Genomic DNA, 16,184 nt, shown 5'->3' on the forward strand with positions numbered 1-16,184 from the left:
CCATCACGCACCACGTCAAATTACGCTAAGTCTTTTCCACATCGCGCCCATATCATCCGATGATTAGCGGGTTTCGCGTGGTGCCGCCCGCCATGACGCGGCGTTCTCCAACGAGGCGGCGGGGTGGAGGATCGCGGGGTCGAAGGTCTCGAACGGTCGGCCTTGTGCGAGGCGCGAAGGCCAATCGGGGTTGGCGATGGCGGCGCGTCCGAGCGCAAGAATGTCGGCGTGTCCGTCCTCGAGGGCGCGTGCGGCGCGGGCACCGTCGTGCAAGCTGCCGTTGGCAATGACGGGGAGCCCCGTGGCTTGGCGGGCGAGCTGCGTGAGCGTGAGGCCATCGCGAAGACGCGCGGAGAAGGCGAAGTCGCGTCCTTCGGCGGCGATGTGCAGGTACGAGGCGCCGGCATCGCGGATCGCCGCGAAGATGGTGCGCGCTTCCTCTGCGCCGCCGGGCCACGTGTACGATTTGTCGTTCACCTTCGCCTCGGAGAGGCGCACGCCGACGACGAACGAGGGGCCGACGGCCTTCGTGATGGCGCGCACGACGTCGACGGTGAAGCGAATACGGTTTTCGACGCTGCCGCCATAGGCGTCGGTGCGCGTGTTCGTGTACGTCGTCAAAAATTGGTCGAAGAGGTACCCATTGGCGGCGTGGACTTCGACACCGTCGAACCCGGCATCCCGCGCGCGAAGTGCGGCGCGCACGAAGTCCTCGGTGATGTCGCGGAAGTCGTCGTCCACCATGGCGCGCGGTGTGGCATAGGGCCCTTGGCCGCCGTATTCGGGCATTTTCGCGCCCTTTGGCGCAATGGCCGAAGGGGCCACGCTCTGCGGGCGGTGGCGATTGCCCTGCACGAGGGCGCCGGCATGCATCAACTGGGCGAAGATCTTCGCGCCCGCGGCGTGAACGTCGGCCACGATGGGCCGCCACGCGCTCACCTGCGCGTCGGTCGCGAGGCCGGGTTGGCGCTCGTACGCTTGGCTGTGGGCGAGGTCCACGTAGGTTCCCTCGGTGAGGATCAGCCCGAATCCGCCTTTGGCGAAGTCGGCGTAATAGCGCCTCATCGCATCCGTGGGAACGCCGTCGCCGGCCGTGCTGACGCGGCTCATCGGCGCCACGGCGGCGCGGTTGCGCAGTGAAAGGCCGGCGAGCTCGGACGAAAAGGGGGCGAGGGCAAGGTGCGTGTTCGACGAGAGCGACATGGTTCGGTTCCTCCGATGCGGGGAAGATGGCGCTCCAATGCGAGGTTTACAATCGCGCCCTTCGTTGACGTCGTGTTCGCAAAATGGAAACAGTGGGCCCATGGATCGCGTTCGGGCACTCGCATGGTTCTGCAAGGTGGTGGACGTGGAGAGCATCTCGCAGGCCGCGCGCACATTGCGGGTCTCGAAGGCCGCGGTCAGCAAGGTGCTGTCGTCGCTGGAGCAGGAGCTGGGGGTCACCTTGCTTCACCGCACGACCCGCGCCGTGCGGCCCACGGCCACGGGGCGCGTGGTGTACACGCACGCGCGCACGGTGCTGGAGCAAATGCGCGAGCTCGAGGCCGCGGCCAACGCGGAAAAGGCCGAGCCGAGCGGCACGTTGCGGATCACCGCACCGGTGGCCTTCGGGTCGTTGCATTTGCGCGCCCACATCGCCGCGTTCATCGCGAAGTACCCCGCCGTGCGCATCGAGTTGGTCCTCACCGACCGCTACATCCGCCTGGCCGAAGAGGGCTTCGACGTGGCCATTCGCGTGACCCGTTCCTTCGACGACGAGGACGTGGTCGCCGTCCCACTGGCCCGCACGCGGATGATCGCGTGCGCCTCCCCCGAGTACCTCGCGCGTGCAGGCAAACCGCGCACCCCTCGCGATTTGGCACGGCATCCGTCGCGCTACACATGCATCAGCTACGCCGCCCCCGGCGTCACCGGGCGCCTCGCATGGCACTTCGACGACGAAGCCGTCCTCATCGATCCTGCCGTTCGCGTCGACAACAGCGTCCTGCTCTGCGACCTCGCCCGCTCCGGCGCAGGCATCGCCTTTCTCCTCTCCTTCGTGTGCGCTGCCGATCTCGCGAACGGCACCCTGATCCCCTTGTTTCCCAAAGCCAAAACCGAACAAAGCACAGTCTTCGCGCTCTACCCTTCCCCGGGCCACGCCACCGCCAAGATCCGCGCCTTCATGGAGTTCCTCAAAAGCGCCTACATGGGCGTGGGAGAATGGGCATGAGGAATGTCCGAGTTCGTGCGATACAGAATCCATGACCGAATCGGAAAGACGCTTCGATGTCGTCGTGTTCGGGGCCACCGGCTTTACCGGGAAGCTCGTGGCCGAATATTTGGCGAAGGTCCAAGGGCCGAAACGGCTTCGATGGGCGGTTGCAGGGCGGGACAAAAAGAAGCTCGAGGCGTTGAAGGCGGAATTGGTACGCGACGGCCGGGACGACCTCGGCGTGCTGGTGGCCGATTCTTCCGATCGTGCGGCGCTCGACGAGCTGGCGCGGCAGACGAAGATGGTGGCCACCACCGTCGGGCCGTACGTGGCCTATGGACGCGAACTCGCGTCCGCATGTGCCGAAAATGGGACACACTACGCGGATTTGACGGGGGAGGTGCCCTTCATCCGCGAGAGCATCGATCGCAATCACACACGCGCGCGCGAAACGGGGGCGCGCATCGTCCATAGTGCGGGGTTCGACTCGATTCCGTCCGATTTGGGCGTGTTCATGCTGCACCAGCATTTCGCCGCACAGGATCGGAAGCTCGCGCGCGCGTGGTTCTTTTGCGAGGCCGTCAAAGGAGCCATGAGCGGCGGCACCGTGGCGACCATGACCACGCTTCTCGAAGGTGCCTCGCGCGACCGGAACGTGAGACGCCTTCTCAGGAATCCCTATGCGCTCGCCGACGGAGAGCGAGGCCCCGAGGCGGACCGCTACAAGATTCGTTTCGAATCCCGCATTGGCAAATGGGTTTGCCCCTTTTTGATGGGCGCCATCAATACGCGCAACGTGCACCGCTCGAATGCGTTGCTCGGATATGCCTATGGCCGCGATTTTCGGTATTCCGAGGAGATGAGCACCGGCAGCGGCCCCGCGGGCTTTGCGCGAGCCACCGCCATTTCCGGCGGAATGGCCACATTTGCGACTTTGGCGGCGACCAGCGTCGGGCGGCGTGTGATCAAACCGTTTCAACCCGCCCCCGGGGAAGGCCCCTCGGCCGACGCCCGCGAAGCCGGCTTCTTCAAGATCCGCATCATCGGCGAGGCCGAGGCCCGCTCGGGGGAGACCCCCGTCGTCGCCGATGCGGAGATCCGCGGGCATCGCGACCCCGGCTACGGCGAAACCGCGTTGATGCTCGCCGAAGCCGCCCTTTGCCTGGCGCTCGATCCGCTCGAATCGCCGGGCGGTGTTCTCACCCCGTCGGTGGCCATGGGAACGCACCTCTTGGATCGGCTGCGCGCCGCGGGAATGATCTTTCGCGTCGTCCCGCGCTAAAGGATCGATCATGCTGCTTCGCGCCCTCTTGCTCGCCACCGCCGTCTTCACCGCGGCGTGCGCCTCCACGCCCGCGAGCGCCCCGGGTGCGCACGCATCGTCGCAAGCGCCCTCGAAGGCGCTCATCGCACGCGTATGGCACGGCCGCACGGCGGCGAGCAAAGCGGACGAATACGCGCGCTACCTGGACGAGAACGGCGTAAAGAAGATTCTCGCCATCGAGGGCAACCGCGGATGCCAGATGTTCCGCCGCATCGACGGGGACGTGGCGGAGTTCTTCGTCATTTCGTATTGGGAGAGCCGCGAAGCCATCAAGAAATTCGCGGGCGCGGACATCGAAAAGACGCACAACCTGCCGCGCGATCCCGAGTACCTCCTCGAGCTCGAACCGCACGTGCGGCACTTCGACGTGGTCGTCGGTCAATCGCCGTAGCGGTACGCCACGGTGCCGAAGGCGTGCAGCGTCTCGCCGGTGCGTCCCAAGAGCACCACGTCGGTCCAGCACGTGCGCGCATCCGATGCGCGCACGGTGGCGCGTGCGATCAAGCCGTCGCTCGGCAGCGGCGCCACGAAATGGGCACTCAAGGACACCGTGGCCCCGGCCACGCGCGTCGACGGTGTGGCCACCGTCCATGGCGACGAGGCCCCGGCCGCATCGAGCAAGGTGAGCGCCGCACCCTCGTGGATCGCGCCCGCGCGATCGCGGTTCGTCTCCGGTGCGCCCAAGGACATGTCGACGCGGCCGCGCGCGGCGCCGGAGATGTCCACTTCGCGCGATGCCATGAACGGAATCGCGCGAAGCGCCGACCGGAACACGTCGAGCACGGGCGCGCTCCCCTCCCCGAGCGGCGGCGCGATGCCTTGGCCGCTCGCCTCGCCCGCGGCATGCCCTAGCCGCACCACGGAGGAGGCCTCGGCCACGGCCGCTCCGTCTTCCCCCGCGATTTCCGTCTCGAGAAAGACCAGCTCGCGCACACGCCGCACCGCGCGCGTCGTCACGGTGAGCGAGCTTCGCGCGGAACGCACGTACGCGATGTTCAGCGACACCGTGCTCGAGGGCGCGTCGAATTCGCCCGATGCGGAACGCACCAGCGCCTGCGACCCGATGGTCACCAGCGACGCAATCGCGCCGCCGTGAAGGCCAACCTTGCCCGACGGCGACGTCGGCATTGCCCCATGCCGTTCATCGTGCGGATAGAAGAGGCGCAACGACTCGGCATCCGCCGCCTGCACCTGCACGCCGAACTCGCGCCCGAAAGGGCTTTCTCCCATCCACGCCGCGACCCGCTCGATCATTCAGCCACTATAAGTCGATAAACGCTCCGCGGTGCGAAATCCCATGCGCTCGAGGATCGGCGCCGACGTCTCCGCGCGTGCGAGGCTCGTGGCCAGCCGCAACCCGCGTGCGCGCGCATCGCGAAGCCGTGCCGCCACGATCGCGCGGTACAAACTGTGACGCCGAAAATCCGGCAGCACCACCGCCCCAAGCAAATACGCCGAGCGTCCCAAATCCAAGTAGCCGGCCGCGGCGGCGGGCCGACCTTGGTAACGCCCCAAGAAGAAGCGCTGCGATCGCTCCTTCTCCTGCATCATCCGCCGGTGCACGTTCTCGAGCGGCCCGGCCTCCACGTTCCACCCCGTGGCCATCACGCGCGTGTATAGATCGAGGCCCGCATCATCCACCTCCTCGATGGACACCTCGTCCGCCGTCGAGACCTTCTCCGCGGCAAACGGCACCTCGGGGTGCGGGGTCTCCACGAACATCGCGCAGGACGTGTAGCGGATCAGGCCGGCGCGCTCCAAGCGTGAGCCCAGGTCGGCCGGCTGGGTCCGTGCGCCCACGAGCCATCGAAACTTGATGCCCAGGCGACGGTACTCGCCCACCGTCGCCTCGATGATGGCGTCGGCCTCGTTCTCGGCGAGCTCCGAACAAGCCACCTCGTTGAAGCCTCCCTGGCGGAACGACGGCGTAATCAGCTGAAACCAGCCCGGTCGCTCGATCCGGCGCATGTCCGGCAGGTGCACGAGCGCCCGGCGCGGGCCTTCGACAATCTCGCGCACCACCACATCCTCGGATCCGCCCAGCATGCGCGCAGCGTATCATGCAGGGGAAATGTCTCTCTCCGGCCACTACTGGACCATCGCCCCGTTCGTGTCGCACGTTGCCCGTCGCACACCCGCGCCCGCAGGGGCCGCCGCCGTCGAACCGTGGAGCGCGGTCGTCGCTAAAGACGCGTTCGGCGACATCCGTCTCCTCGGCGAACTTCGCCGCGCCTCGCACCGTTCGCCACGCCCGCGCGCACTCTTGGTGGTGATCCACGGTTTGGGCGGCAGCAGCGCGAGCCATTACATGCGCCCTGCCACGCGGGCCGCGCACGACGTGGACATCGCGAGCCTGTGCTTGAACCTTCGCGGTGTCGGCGGTGGCGCCGCCGAAGACTTCTACCACGCGGGTCTCTGGCAGGACGTGGATGCCGCCCTGGCCAGCGCCTCGCTTGCAGAATACACGGATATCTACATCTTCGGCTATTCCATGGGCGGCCACGTCGCGCTTCGCTACGCCACCGAGCAGCTCGATCCTCGCGTGCGTGCCGTCGCCGCCGTTTGCTCGCCGCTCGATCTGGATCGTTCGGCCGCGACCATCGATCGGCCGGCACGCTGGATCTACCGCCACCACGTGCTGCGCGGACTCAAGCGCATGGTGGCCCCGGTGGTGCGCCGGAAGAAGATCCCCATCTCGATCACGGAGATGCTGAGCATCTCGACCTTGCGCACGTGGGACCGTCGCATCGTGGCACCGCACCACGGATTCGACAGCGCGGAGGACTACTACGCCAAGGCGAGCGTGGCACCGCGCTTGGCCCGCCTGGAGCGGCCCGCGCTGCTGGTGGCCTCTCCCGCGGATCCCATGGTGGAGTCCACCACCGTGCGGCCAGCGCTCGAACATGCGCCGGCACGGCTCGATGTCCGGTGGGCCAGCCGCGGAGGCCATGTTGGCTTTCCGCGTTCACTGGACCTCGGGGAACGCGGGCCGTTGGGGCTCGAGCACCAAGTACTGGCGTGGCTCTTACGCCAAGGCCCGTGACCGCGACGCGACCGGGGGCGCGAGACTCAGACGGTGAAATCGCCCTCGAACGCATCGGGACGCGATGCGATCAGCACGTAGCAATAGCGGGCCCGCGAGGGGTCCGCACAATGCTCGATGGCATTCGCAAAGGCCTCGATGAGCGCAACGCCGCCCACGGGGCGAGCCGAGCTCTCACTGCGGGTGGCGGCGCCCCGCAAGGCGTACGCGCGCTGCGCGGCGCGCGCCCAGTCGGGCTTCCAGCCTTCCATGTTTTCGAGGTTGTCGGTCGTCGTGCATTCGATGCAATCGAAGCAGTTCATCCCGTAGTCGCGTTGCTGCTCCTCGAAGTCTTGCGGGCTGCAGGCAATGGCATCCACCGTGCGGGCACCGCATCGGAAGAAGACGTAGAGCCGGGCGGGGTCGAGGTTGGGCAGCTCATCTCCATCCGCATCGGCGACGACGGAGTAGGCTTTTTTTAGGTTGTTGGTTGCGAGCATTTCGACATTCTCCAGGTCGAATGGTTGGCGGGCGCTCTGCCACGAGAGCAGGTACCTGCTACCAAGATGCATGATGATGGATGGCGGCGGCAAGTCGTCCGCGCAGTGCGCAGTTCGAAATGTCGCCGCACATACGGCAATTTCCAATGGCATCATGCCGACCTGCCATCCCACCGCGTATTCCCAACATCGAACATCGCGGCGTCGTTCGGGATGACATCGCACTTCAATCTACCGAACAATGCCCCGCTCTCGGTTCCCGCGGCGGTCAGACGCGAAATTTCCGAGAACGCTACGAACCCACGTTCACGGGATCGGCGGCCCACACACCGTGCAGTGTGCAGTGCTCGTGCGCGGTCACGGACTTCACACCGGGCGGCAAGCGGAAGTTGACCCTCGGCGGCGCCGGATCCAACGGTCGGAACTCGCGCAGGCCGACCACCTCGCCCGCCTCGTTCTTGAGGTAAATCGTCGTCACGTAGTGCAGGCCTTGCTCGCCGGCATCGGTGCCCGCGCCCGCATCGATGCCTCCCCCACCGCCGGCATCGAACGCGCCCGCGTCTTTGTCGATGCCCGCGTCGCGACCTCCCCCGTCGCGGCCTCCTGCATCGCGACGCGGAAATGGGAACGGACTGTCCGCGTCGAACTCGCCCGCATCGAACTCGCCCGCGTCCTCATCGATATCGGCGTCGAAGCCTCCGCCCGCATCGATGTTGCCGCCACCGCCCGCATCGAGCGGCGGAATGGACATCATGTGTTCGACCAAAACGGTCACGACATTTCCCTGGACCTCGACCTGCGGCACGTGGCTGCGTTCCTTGCCCGCCCACTTGCCGGGCGCGGCCACCGTATAAACCGGCCCGAGCGCTTCGAGCGTCTGCACGAGCGCCTCCCACCTTGCCCTGCGCTCTGCCGAGAACTCCTCGCCGTCGACGGCGGGGGCGCCACTGCCACCGGGAATGTACTCGTCGCCGTCGTTGTACTCTTTCCCAACCAGATCGGATGGAGGTTTGCCCGAGCAAGCGGCGAGAAACCGGGCAAATGCCAGTGAGCCAAGGCCAAGGCCAACGCTGCCCCCAAAAAAGGCGCGGCGCGTGAGTGTAGGTTGGGTAGGACGAGCCATGAACGGCGCTCAGTTCACGGGACATGCCACGTCGGTCGAATCGTCCCGCGCGCGCCCAAACGCCTTGTAACAACCGTGGCACCGGCATTAGAGGTAACACACGGTGGCACATGACCCCCGGGGATTGGCAGTCCCCCCGAGGGGATATCGATCCATGAGACACGCACGGCTCTTACCCATCATCTCATACCGGTGTTACATGGGCCCTCGGCCGTCTAGATTCGCGCGGAAAAGTCGCGCACGATACGCAATATGGTGTCCGGCGCCGGGCAAAAAGGGCAGATGAAGCGATTGGTGTTTGCCCTTGCGTGGCAGGGTAGCGCGGAACCCGTAGGCGAACGATTCGGCGAGCTCACCACGTGGCTGAGCGCGCAAACGGGCTTTGCCATCACGCCGCGCATGTCGCTCTCGTACGTCGAGTTGGAACGAATGGTTCGCACCGGTCAGGCCCACGTCGCGTGGCTGCCACCGCTCGTGTACCTGCGCCTCGAACGGGAAAAGCAAGTCGCCCATCTGCTCAAAAGCGAACGCGCCGGCCGGGCCAGCTTTCATGCCGCCATGATCGTGCGCGCCGACTCGCCGATTCGCTCGCTGGAAATGCTGCGCGGTTCGCGTGCAGCCTGGGTCGACCGATGGAGTGCCTCCGGCTATGTCATCCCGCGCGCGACCTTGGCCGCCAAGGGCTTCACCCCGCGCGACCTCTTCCGCGAGGAACGCTTCTACGGTTCGCACGAAGCCGTGGTCGGTGCCGTGCTTTCCGGGCGCGCCAACATCGGCGGCACGTATGCGCAGCTCACCGAGCAAGGACGCTTGCTGCGCGGCGCCTGGACACCGGTGCGCGGTGGTGAAGCCGGCATTCGCGTGCTCATGACCGTCGGGGCGATCCCCGGCGACGTCGTCGCGGCCCACGCGTCCTTGGAGGACACGGAGCGCGCGACGCTCACGCAGGCGCTTCTTGCCATGCCCAAGGACGCGCACATGGGTAAGATCATGCGCCGCATCTTCGGTGCCGAAGGGTTCCAGGACGGTCCACTCACGGGTTACGAAGTGTTACGGGGGGCTATCGAGGACGATTCCCCATGAAAACAATTGCACGCGCGTCGCTGGCACTGGCTCTCGTCGGCGTCGGCGCCTGCGGGGGCGCGGCTTCTTCTTCGCCGGCTTCCTCGTCACCGTCGCAAACCTCCGCCGCCTCCGCGCCGACCGCACCGGCGAAGTCCGAGCCGGCACCCGCGCCCGCACCGGCCGCCTCCGCGCCGGCCGCACCTCCGGATCCGCACGTGCCGCTGGTCGACGCGATCCGCAAAGATGCCATCGCGTGTTACGCGGCCGGCAAGAAGTCGAACCCCACGATGACCGAGGGCCACGTTGTGCTCAACGTCGCCGCGCGCGACGGGCGTGCATCGTGCGTGATCCCGAGTGAGGGCGCAGGCCTCTCGAGCGAGGTCGAAGCCTGCCTCGCGACGCGCCTCGCCCGCGAGCCGATCCCCGCAGGAGAAACGCGCCTGTCCATTCCCCTCGAACTCGATGACGGCGCCGTCGAGCTATCCAAAGAGCAACCGCGCTCCGGTGCCGCGGGCATCGAGAGCCTCGAGACCCACGGCGTGGACCGCGCAGGCATCGTCGTGATGAAGCTCATGGAGCAGATCAACGAGTGCGTCCTCGACGGCATGGCCAAGAAGCCGGGCCTCGTGGGCTTCTTCTACGTCCACGCGAAGATCGATCCGCGCGGCAACGTGGCCTGCGCCGTGGCCAATCGCGGAAATGACATTCCCGAGGACGTACTGACCTGCGCCACCGACAAGATCTCCAAATGGCATTTCCCCAAACCGAAACACGGTTCGGGGAGTGTGACCATTCCCATCAAAGTCGGCAAAAAGCCCTAGCCCGTCGCGCCGCTCTACAGAGAGAGAGTTCACAGGAAGACGGGAAGACGGGAAGACGGGAAGACGGGAAGTTTTTTTGATTCCGGGAACTGTGACGAGTGGAAACCTCTTAACCTTCCCGTCTTCCCGTCTTCCCGTGAATCTCCTTCTTCAGCCGTCGACGGCCGTGAAATGCTTGATGACGAGGGGTTCGGCGAGCAGGCCTTCGAGCTTCGGCGCGAACCGCTGGAAATGCGGCGACTCGAAGTGCGCATTCAATGCAGCGCGGTCCTTCCATTCTTCGATCATCGCGATGCGGTGCGGGTCTCTTCCCTCCACGTAGGCCTGATACGAAATGCAGCCCGGCTCGGCGAGCGAAGGTTCCCGCATAGCAACGAGCTCGTCGAGCAGCTTCTTCTCCTGCCCCGGCTTGGCATGCAAATAAGCAACGACCGTCAGCGTACTGGACATAGTGTTCCTCCGAGTTCGACTCGTGTCAGCGCAGGGTATACCGAAGCGCGGACTCCAAGGTACTAAACGAGGAGAGCTCGGCCAGGTCGAGCTCGAGGCCGACGATGGTCTGGGCCATGTCCGGAGAAATGCCCGAAATCACGCAGCGGGTGCCCAAAAGACGCGCCGCCCGCACGACCTTGAGCAAGTGATCGGCCGCGCTCGTATCGATGCCGTCGACACCGGTGAGATCCAAAATCGTAAAGCGCGCCTGCGTCTTCACGATGGCATCTAGCAAGCTCTCCATCATTTGATTGGCGCGGGCATTGTCGACCAATCCAATGACCGGAAGGGCCAACACCCCCTCCCAGAGCTGCAAAATCGGCGTGGACATGGCCCGAATCGAGTCCTCCTGGCGGCGGATGATCTCGAGTTTGTCCAACAAGGTTTGCTCGGCTTGCTTCCGATCGTGGATCTCTTGCTTGAGGCGCTCCTCGGCCTGTTTGCGCTCGTGGATCTCCTGCTTCAGTCGATCGAGCGCCGCGTCCAGATCGGCACGCGTCGCCTTGTCGGCGGAGATCAGCGCTTCGAGCTGCCCCTCCACCGTGCGATCCGAGGGGCGGGCCACGAACTCGTCCCAGGGATCGCCCTGCGTGAGGAACGCCGTCTGATCGGCCCAACAATTCTCACCGAAGAGACGCTTCGCGTAGGCCGCGAACCGGCCGGCCAGCGAGCTCGATCCCCACGAGACGCCGAGCGCGCGCTGGTAAACGCTCTCCCAACTGTTCCGCGTGCGGAAGCGGAGCTCCTTCTTCGCGCGATCGAGCGATACGAGCTCCCAATGACCGAGCCCCAAAAGAGGGGCCACCCCACCGATGCGGCGCAATCCATCCTCGAAGCTCGCCGCGGGCTGCACGAACTGCATCCACTCGGCCTCCGCCGTGGCCTCTCCCGATCCGTACAGCGCGAGGTTCAATCGCTCCGTGCCGACCATCCTGTGGATGGCGGACATGAACCGAGCCATCGTCGTCTCGGTCCAAAGGCTCATGACGGGATTGCCCGATGCGAGCACGCGCCCCCCGTCCAGGTCCCACTCGAAGCGCAGACCGCCGACGGAGATCGCGGGATTGGCCTTGTCGTTCATGGACGCGATGGCCTTCCTGGTCCGCGCCCGCCGGCCGCTAGATCGGCCAGCGAGACCGGCTCTTCGACCTCGCGGCGTCGGGCGAGGGCGCGCACGTCCAAGTCGTCGTCGGGACGATGCAGCGTGACCTTCACACCGAGCATCTCCAGCGCGACCTCCGCGCTGGGCGCCGTGCGCATGGTGCGCAATCGCACGCCCATGGTTTCCAGCGTCTGCGCCGTCTGCGCGCTCATGCCCGAGATGACCGTGGGCGTCCCCATCAACTTGGCGGCCGACGCCAGCTTCGAGAGCACGAAGCAAAGGTGGCTATCCAACGTGAAGACACCGGTGATGTCCAAGACGAGGCCTTCGGAGCGCTGGCGATGGATGATGTCGAGAATCTCCGCGGTGGCCCGCTCGGCGGTCTCGTCTCCGATATCCCCTTGCAGGGTGACGAGGAGTCGATTCCACACTTTCAAAATCGGAATTCCGCTCGGCGTGGCAGGCATGGCTCTTTTCCGTTGTTCTCGTTTTTTAGGCCGATTTTGGCTCCGCGTCGACCACGACCACGGTGGCATCGTCGTGCCCGAGACCGTGACGCATCATGATCTCACTGCAAGTTCGCTCCGGCGATAGGCCTTCGAAGTCCGCCAGGCCGAAGTACGGAGCCACGCCGTCCGACGTCAGGACGATGCGATCCGCACGCTGGAGCTTCGAGGTGAACGAGCGCACCCGCCGCAACCGGGCACCGAGCACGCCCTCCCCCAGCACCGCGGGCACGCGCGTGGGCCCGCAGCGGAAGAAGACGTGGCCCACACCGCAGCCTTCGAGGTCGTCGTCCTCGTTGAGCAGGCAGAGAATCGCCGCCGCCCCCCGGGTCCCCGCGAGGCCTTGATGCAGATCGAGCATCACGGACTCGATACCGCCGTCGAGCGGCACCTGCTCGAGGTGGCGCGTGGCGATGTCCGCCACCCGTGCCGCAGCGCTGCCGTGTCCAAGCGCATCGACGATGCCCACCAAGGTGACCCGATCCGCGTGGCGGACGACGGGGCAGTCACCATTTTCCGTTTCCCCGATGCGAGGGCGGGTGAGCGTCCCGATGCTCCACTTCACAAGGTCACCTCCACCGAGATCTTGGTGCCCGCGGTGGACGTCTGAATGTCGAAGCCGTCCGACAGCCGCTTCACCCCGGTGATGCCCTTGCCCAGGCCCGTCCGGCTTCGATACCGGCCCGAGAGGATTTCCTCCAGATGGGGGATTCCCGTGCCACGGTCCGTTGCCAAAATCTTAATCTTGGCGCGGGGCACCCGTTCACTCACCATCTCGATTTGGCCGCCTGGCGTGTAATTGACGATGTTGCGCGCCAGTTCGCTCACGATCGTGACAACGCGTTCCGTCGCAACCGGCCGGGCACGCATCCGCTCACAGAGCAAGCGCGCATGGCCACGCGCCTCGGCGATGTCACGCTCCTGCGTGATGGTCACCAGGGTTGGCGTGTTGGGATGGTGCTCGGCAGCCAGCGCATCGAGCTCCGCCCACACCTTCTCCTGAAGCGATGGCTCGACGAACAGCTTGATGCCCACCTCGAGCTTCGGGTACAGGCCCATGAGGCTCGAGCCGTTGAGCGTTTCGGGCGTGAGTTTGCACTCCCGCAACGCGCGCGACAAAACGCCTTGCGCCATAATGGGCGAGATGTAGCGCGTGAGAATCGCCACAACTCGATCGTGGATAGTCGGTGAAGGGGGCTCGCGCACAACCATGTCCCGGAATGGAAACGGTGCTCAAATCATGAGCACCCGTCCCTCCCGCCGACCGATAAGGGCAACCCGTCCAAGCCTTCAGTTTATGTATCACTACTTCGACGAATCAACTCTTCCTTTTTCGTCAGGCCCTCCTTCGGATTTCGGACGCCGGTCCTGGTGTAGTGTGCGCATTTCTGCTTGCATGTCGGCTCTGTAAGCTCACATGCTCGAACCTCGGTTGCCGCACATCCTCGTTTGGGTCTCTCTGATCGTCTGCACCTTGGCGTGCTCGAAGGGTGAGGAGAGTCCCGACCAAGACGACCCCGGAACATCGGAGGACCTCGACGGGGACGGCGTCGTCAACGCGCGCGACAACTGTCCGGCCGTACGCAACGCCGACCAGACGGATCGCGATCTCGATCGGATTGGCGACGCCTGCGACTGCGACCCGGGCGATGCGAAGCTGGCCAGCTACCGCGTGGCGGCAGGGCCCGAGAATTTTTCGCCCCCCGAGGGATTTGCGCGCGAGCATTGGGCGCTATCCGGTGGCGCACTTCTGCAATCCCGACTCGAGGCCGGCGCGAGCGACGTGGCGTTCTTGAGCGGAGGAACGATGGGCGACGTTTGGGCGAGCGTGAGCTCCGCCTCGACGGGCATCGCCAATTTCGGCGGGAAGAATTTGCGCCAAATCTTTCTCGTCTTCGGCGCCTCGGTGGATGCCTCGCACGCGTTCGAGGCCGAGGGATGCGGAATCGAAGTGGACAGCGCCCAAGCGCCGGAGGAGGCCCAACTTTCCGTCCTTCGATTCGGAGGGTCGGCAGACGCCATCACCATCACGCCCCTGGCCCGCGTGCCGCGCAACCCGGTCGACGTCAACGAAGTATTTCGATTGGAAATGAACGTGCGCGCCGGCGCAATCGCATGCAGCCTGACGTTCGGCAACGGCAAAACGGTCAACGTATCGGCGACAGGTCTGAGCAGTGTGCAGGGCTCGGTCGGCCTTCTCACCCGCGAGACGAAGGCCCGGTTCACCGAGCTGCGCGTCTGTCGCTACGAAGCGTTGTAGAGCGCGACGATCGGTCGCGAAACGTCACTGCGGCCCCCAGGCATCTCAACTGATGTCTCCCTGCCGCAGTACGCACGCCGTTTAGTGCGAAAGGATCAATTCGGATAAAGCGCGACCACGTCCTTGGGGGGTCGCTCGATGGCCTTCACCGGGCTCGTGAGGACTTCCTCCTCCGGCTCCGGTTCACCGGAAATGAAGCATATCTGTTCGCCCACGTGCGGATCACCCGGCTCGGATATGGACGCGATGCCGCCGACTTCGGTGAATCGAATGCCGGAGCTAACGCGTTTTCCTACGGCCATGTGATCAGGAAGGAATCGTCGCGTGCGCAGATCTCGCACGGCCACGCAAATGCCGTCTCGGCAGTGATACTCGCTGTTGTGCGTGACGAAAACGCGATGGCGACGCCTTTCGCGGCCGCTAAATTGTTCGTATCTGTCCGGCTGACTCAACATGCTCACCTCCGTTCTCCCCGGCCTTCCGGCCGCCCTTCGCGCCGAGATGAAGCAGATATCGATCCACGCGCATCGGCTACACGGCTACATGGGAACGCCAATAAAAATGACGTAGAGCCCGTGACGATGTGCCGCAGTGAGGCATCGCGTGCGCGCGGTCGGCCCCGGCTAGTTCAGCCCTACTCGAGGCTAGTTGCGGCTCGCGCAGCGCATGTTGCAGGCGAGGTCGCCGTTGCAATGGCAGGGATCGTTGGTCGGCGCCGGCGCTTCGGTGGGGGCCTGCGCGGCCTTCGATCGGCGTGAGCCGTGGCGATGCTTGCGGCTCTTCGACTTCACCGCCTTGGTGACCGTGGCGTCGGACGACGCGGTCACCTCCGCTGCGGGCGGAGGGGGTGGAACCAGGCTATCGAGCCTGGGCGCTTCCTCCTTGGGTGGCGGTGAGGCCATCGCGGGAGGAGGCGACTCCAGGGCAGCCGCTTGCGCGGCGGCGAGCCGGCTCATGTCCTTGGCCGCGGCCCATTTGAGGGCCGAGCGCATGCCGAACGCCACGCCCAGAAGAAGAAGGACGCCCAGCGTAGCAAACAGCACCATGCGGCCCGTTCGTGGTGCGGGCTTGGGAACGTCGCGGGTCACGGCCAGCGGCGGTTCGCTCGAGCTGGCGGGCTTCACCAGCTGCACCGAGAGCTTCGAGCCGCTCGGCATGAGCCGATGCAGATCGATGAGGCCCGAGTGATCCCCCTCGCCGTCGATCGCAGGGACGGCGGCGAGCTCTTTCTCGGAGCGCGGCCCGATGGCCACCACCTGCGAGCGCTCTTTCTCGGCCAGCGCAGCCAGAGAGAAGAGAATCGAGGTCGAGTTGCGCGCGCCCGTGGACGGATTCGAGTCCGGCGCCGGGGGCACCTCTCCCGGCGTGCTCGCGGGCGGCGTGCTCGCGGCGTCGGCCCTTTTCGCGCCGGCATTGCCAAACATGGGCATCGTCGTCTTGCTGCTGAACTGCAGGGTCGGCGGCGGCGACTCCACGGGCCCGAGCGCTTCCCCGGAGGCTTCCCCGTAGCTCGGCGTCATGCGCTGCGCGAGCGCACGAAGCTCGCTCACGTCCTCCATGGGCGCGGTGTTCTCGAAGGACATACGCCCCATGCGTGAGGTGTCCTCGGAAATGCGCTCGCCGGTGGTGCGCACCTCCGCTGGACTGGGGCTGGATGCGGGCGGACGCGACTCGCTCGACGTGCTCTCCGCCTCGGCGGATTCGCCCGATACGAGCAGAGACTCGCCGCACACGCGGCATCGAATGCGCGCCGTTCGACCGCGCATCTTCTCATC

Annotated in this window: 19 protein-coding genes; 7 read left to right on the forward strand and 12 right to left on the reverse strand. The window is 65.8% G+C overall.

Annotated features, from left to right (window positions below; all coding sequences use genetic code 11):
- Window positions 1-63: 63 nt before the first annotated feature.
- Window positions 64-1,203 (reverse strand): NADH:flavin oxidoreductase, encoded by a 1,140-nt coding sequence (locus LVJ94_43855; GenBank protein ID WXB03829.1) that lies wholly within the window; start codon window positions 1,201-1,203, stop codon window positions 64-66.
- Window positions 1,204-1,303: 100 nt separating this feature from the next.
- Here LVJ94_43855 and LVJ94_43860 point away from each other — a divergent pair, with 100 nt between their 5' ends.
- From LVJ94_43860 to LVJ94_43870, 3 genes are read left to right on the forward strand one after another with little or no spacing between them, the layout of a single operon-like run.
- The gene (locus LVJ94_43860; GenBank protein WXB03830.1) at window positions 1,304-2,212 is read left to right on the forward strand and encodes a LysR substrate-binding domain-containing protein; all 909 of its coding nucleotides are present in this window, start codon (window positions 1,304-1,306) and stop codon (window positions 2,210-2,212) included.
- A 31-nt stretch (window positions 2,213-2,243) separates the two neighbouring features.
- Window positions 2,244-3,476, forward strand: coding sequence for a saccharopine dehydrogenase NADP-binding domain-containing protein (locus tag LVJ94_43865; protein ID WXB03831.1), 1,233 nt, complete (start codon window positions 2,244-2,246; stop codon window positions 3,474-3,476).
- A gap of 10 nt (window positions 3,477-3,486) precedes the next feature.
- On the forward strand, window positions 3,487-3,909 hold the full coding sequence (locus LVJ94_43870; protein WXB03832.1) for an antibiotic biosynthesis monooxygenase: 423 nt from the start codon (window positions 3,487-3,489) through the stop codon (window positions 3,907-3,909).
- Here LVJ94_43870 and LVJ94_43875 read toward each other — a convergent pair.
- On the reverse strand, window positions 3,897-4,772 hold the full coding sequence (locus LVJ94_43875; protein ID WXB03833.1) for a PaaI family thioesterase: 876 nt from the start codon (window positions 4,770-4,772) through the stop codon (window positions 3,897-3,899). The genes LVJ94_43870 and LVJ94_43875 overlap by 13 nt on opposite strands.
- The gene (locus LVJ94_43880; protein ID WXB03834.1) at window positions 4,773-5,564 is read right to left on the reverse strand and encodes a GNAT family N-acetyltransferase; all 792 of its coding nucleotides are present in this window, start codon (window positions 5,562-5,564) and stop codon (window positions 4,773-4,775) included.
- Between the two features lie 25 nt (window positions 5,565-5,589).
- Here LVJ94_43880 and LVJ94_43885 point away from each other — a divergent pair, with 25 nt between their 5' ends.
- Window positions 5,590-6,561, forward strand: coding sequence for an alpha/beta fold hydrolase (locus LVJ94_43885; protein ID WXB03835.1), 972 nt, complete (start codon window positions 5,590-5,592; stop codon window positions 6,559-6,561).
- Between the two features lie 26 nt (window positions 6,562-6,587).
- On the opposite strand, the gene LVJ94_43890 is transcribed toward LVJ94_43885, so the two are convergent.
- Together LVJ94_43890 and LVJ94_43895 are read right to left on the reverse strand one after the other, a co-directional pair.
- Entirely contained in the window at window positions 6,588-7,040 is a 453-nt protein-coding gene (locus LVJ94_43890; GenBank protein WXB03836.1) for a hypothetical protein, read from the reverse strand.
- A 292-nt stretch (window positions 7,041-7,332) separates the two neighbouring features.
- Window positions 7,333-8,163, reverse strand: coding sequence for a hypothetical protein (locus LVJ94_43895; protein ID WXB03837.1), 831 nt, complete (start codon window positions 8,161-8,163; stop codon window positions 7,333-7,335).
- A 282-nt stretch (window positions 8,164-8,445) separates the two neighbouring features.
- On the opposite strand from LVJ94_43895, the gene LVJ94_43900 reads away from it, so the two are divergent.
- Both LVJ94_43900 and LVJ94_43905 read left to right on the forward strand, forming a co-directional pair.
- Window positions 8,446-9,246: a phosphate/phosphite/phosphonate ABC transporter substrate-binding protein gene (locus LVJ94_43900; GenBank protein ID WXB03838.1), complete on the forward strand. Its 801-nt coding sequence runs from the start codon at window positions 8,446-8,448 to the stop codon at window positions 9,244-9,246.
- Complete coding sequence (locus LVJ94_43905) at window positions 9,243-10,049, forward strand: AgmX/PglI C-terminal domain-containing protein (protein ID WXB03839.1); 807 nt, start codon at window positions 9,243-9,245, stop codon at window positions 10,047-10,049. Before LVJ94_43900 ends, LVJ94_43905 begins: the two co-directional genes overlap by 4 nt.
- A gap of 150 nt (window positions 10,050-10,199) precedes the next feature.
- Here LVJ94_43905 and LVJ94_43910 read toward each other — a convergent pair whose 3' ends face one another.
- Genes LVJ94_43910 through LVJ94_43930 form a run of 5 tightly spaced genes read right to left on the reverse strand, consistent with a single transcriptional unit; the run spans window position 10,200 to window position 13,283 of the window.
- Window positions 10,200-10,499, reverse strand: a complete 300-nt coding sequence (locus LVJ94_43910) for an antibiotic biosynthesis monooxygenase (GenBank protein ID WXB03840.1) — start codon at window positions 10,497-10,499, stop codon at window positions 10,200-10,202.
- Between the two features lie 25 nt (window positions 10,500-10,524).
- A complete protein-coding gene (locus tag LVJ94_43915) occupies window positions 10,525-11,622 on the reverse strand; it encodes an STAS domain-containing protein (GenBank protein WXB03841.1) in 1,098 nt (365 codons plus the stop codon).
- The gene (locus LVJ94_43920; protein WXB03842.1) at window positions 11,619-12,110 is read right to left on the reverse strand and encodes an STAS domain-containing protein; all 492 of its coding nucleotides are present in this window, start codon (window positions 12,108-12,110) and stop codon (window positions 11,619-11,621) included. The genes LVJ94_43915 and LVJ94_43920 overlap by 4 nt, the downstream gene beginning before the upstream one ends.
- A 25-nt stretch (window positions 12,111-12,135) precedes the next feature.
- A complete protein-coding gene (locus LVJ94_43925) occupies window positions 12,136-12,714 on the reverse strand; it encodes a serine/threonine-protein phosphatase (protein ID WXB03843.1) in 579 nt (192 codons plus the stop codon).
- Entirely contained in the window at window positions 12,711-13,283 is a 573-nt protein-coding gene (locus LVJ94_43930; protein ID WXB03844.1) for an ATP-binding protein, read from the reverse strand. Before LVJ94_43930 ends, LVJ94_43925 begins: the two co-directional genes overlap by 4 nt.
- A gap of 283 nt (window positions 13,284-13,566) precedes the next feature.
- On the opposite strand from LVJ94_43930, the gene LVJ94_43935 reads away from it, so the two are divergent.
- Window positions 13,567-14,409: a thrombospondin type 3 repeat-containing protein gene (locus tag LVJ94_43935; protein ID WXB03845.1), complete on the forward strand. Its 843-nt coding sequence runs from the start codon at window positions 13,567-13,569 to the stop codon at window positions 14,407-14,409.
- Between the two features lie 95 nt (window positions 14,410-14,504).
- Here the strand turns inward: LVJ94_43935 and LVJ94_43940 are convergent, their stop codons facing one another.
- Together LVJ94_43940 and LVJ94_43945 are read right to left on the reverse strand one after the other, a co-directional pair.
- Window positions 14,505-14,711, reverse strand: a complete 207-nt coding sequence (locus LVJ94_43940) for a hypothetical protein (protein WXB03846.1) — start codon at window positions 14,709-14,711, stop codon at window positions 14,505-14,507.
- A gap of 342 nt (window positions 14,712-15,053) precedes the next feature.
- Complete coding sequence (locus tag LVJ94_43945) at window positions 15,054-16,175, reverse strand: hypothetical protein (protein WXB03847.1); 1,122 nt, start codon at window positions 16,173-16,175, stop codon at window positions 15,054-15,056.
- Window positions 16,176-16,184 lie beyond the last annotated feature (9 nt).

Source organism: Sorangiineae bacterium MSr11367 (assembly GCA_037157805.1).
GTDB lineage: Bacteria > Myxococcota_A > Polyangia > Polyangiales > Polyangiaceae > Pendulispora > Pendulispora rubella.

Coding starts and splice junctions, on each gene's coding strand:
- LVJ94_43855 (WXB03829.1), bottom strand. CDS start 1,203: ATGTCGCTCTCGTCGAACACGCACCTTGCCCTCGCCCCCTTTTCGTCC.
- LVJ94_43860 (WXB03830.1), top strand. CDS start 1,304: ATGGATCGCGTTCGGGCACTCGCATGGTTCTGCAAGGTGGTGGACGTG.
- LVJ94_43865 (WXB03831.1), top strand. CDS start 2,244: ATGACCGAATCGGAAAGACGCTTCGATGTCGTCGTGTTCGGGGCCACC.
- LVJ94_43870 (WXB03832.1), top strand. CDS start 3,487: ATGCTGCTTCGCGCCCTCTTGCTCGCCACCGCCGTCTTCACCGCGGCG.
- LVJ94_43875 (WXB03833.1), bottom strand. CDS start 4,772: ATGATCGAGCGGGTCGCGGCGTGGATGGGAGAAAGCCCTTTCGGGCGC.
- LVJ94_43880 (WXB03834.1), bottom strand. CDS start 5,564: ATGCTGGGCGGATCCGAGGATGTGGTGGTGCGCGAGATTGTCGAAGGC.
- LVJ94_43885 (WXB03835.1), top strand. CDS start 5,590: ATGTCTCTCTCCGGCCACTACTGGACCATCGCCCCGTTCGTGTCGCAC.
- LVJ94_43890 (WXB03836.1), bottom strand. CDS start 7,040: ATGCTCGCAACCAACAACCTAAAAAAAGCCTACTCCGTCGTCGCCGAT.
- LVJ94_43895 (WXB03837.1), bottom strand. CDS start 8,163: ATGGCTCGTCCTACCCAACCTACACTCACGCGCCGCGCCTTTTTTGGG.
- LVJ94_43900 (WXB03838.1), top strand. CDS start 8,446: ATGAAGCGATTGGTGTTTGCCCTTGCGTGGCAGGGTAGCGCGGAACCC.
- LVJ94_43905 (WXB03839.1), top strand. CDS start 9,243: ATGAAAACAATTGCACGCGCGTCGCTGGCACTGGCTCTCGTCGGCGTC.
- LVJ94_43910 (WXB03840.1), bottom strand. CDS start 10,499: ATGTCCAGTACGCTGACGGTCGTTGCTTATTTGCATGCCAAGCCGGGG.
- LVJ94_43915 (WXB03841.1), bottom strand. CDS start 11,622: ATGAACGACAAGGCCAATCCCGCGATCTCCGTCGGCGGTCTGCGCTTC.
- LVJ94_43920 (WXB03842.1), bottom strand. CDS start 12,110: ATGCCTGCCACGCCGAGCGGAATTCCGATTTTGAAAGTGTGGAATCGA.
- LVJ94_43930 (WXB03844.1), bottom strand. CDS start 13,283: ATGGCGCAAGGCGTTTTGTCGCGCGCGTTGCGGGAGTGCAAACTCACG.
- LVJ94_43935 (WXB03845.1), top strand. CDS start 13,567: ATGCTCGAACCTCGGTTGCCGCACATCCTCGTTTGGGTCTCTCTGATC.
- LVJ94_43940 (WXB03846.1), bottom strand. CDS start 14,711: ATGGCCGTAGGAAAACGCGTTAGCTCCGGCATTCGATTCACCGAAGTC.
- LVJ94_43945 (WXB03847.1), bottom strand. CDS start 16,175: ATGCGCGGTCGAACGGCGCGCATTCGATGCCGCGTGTGCGGCGAGTCT.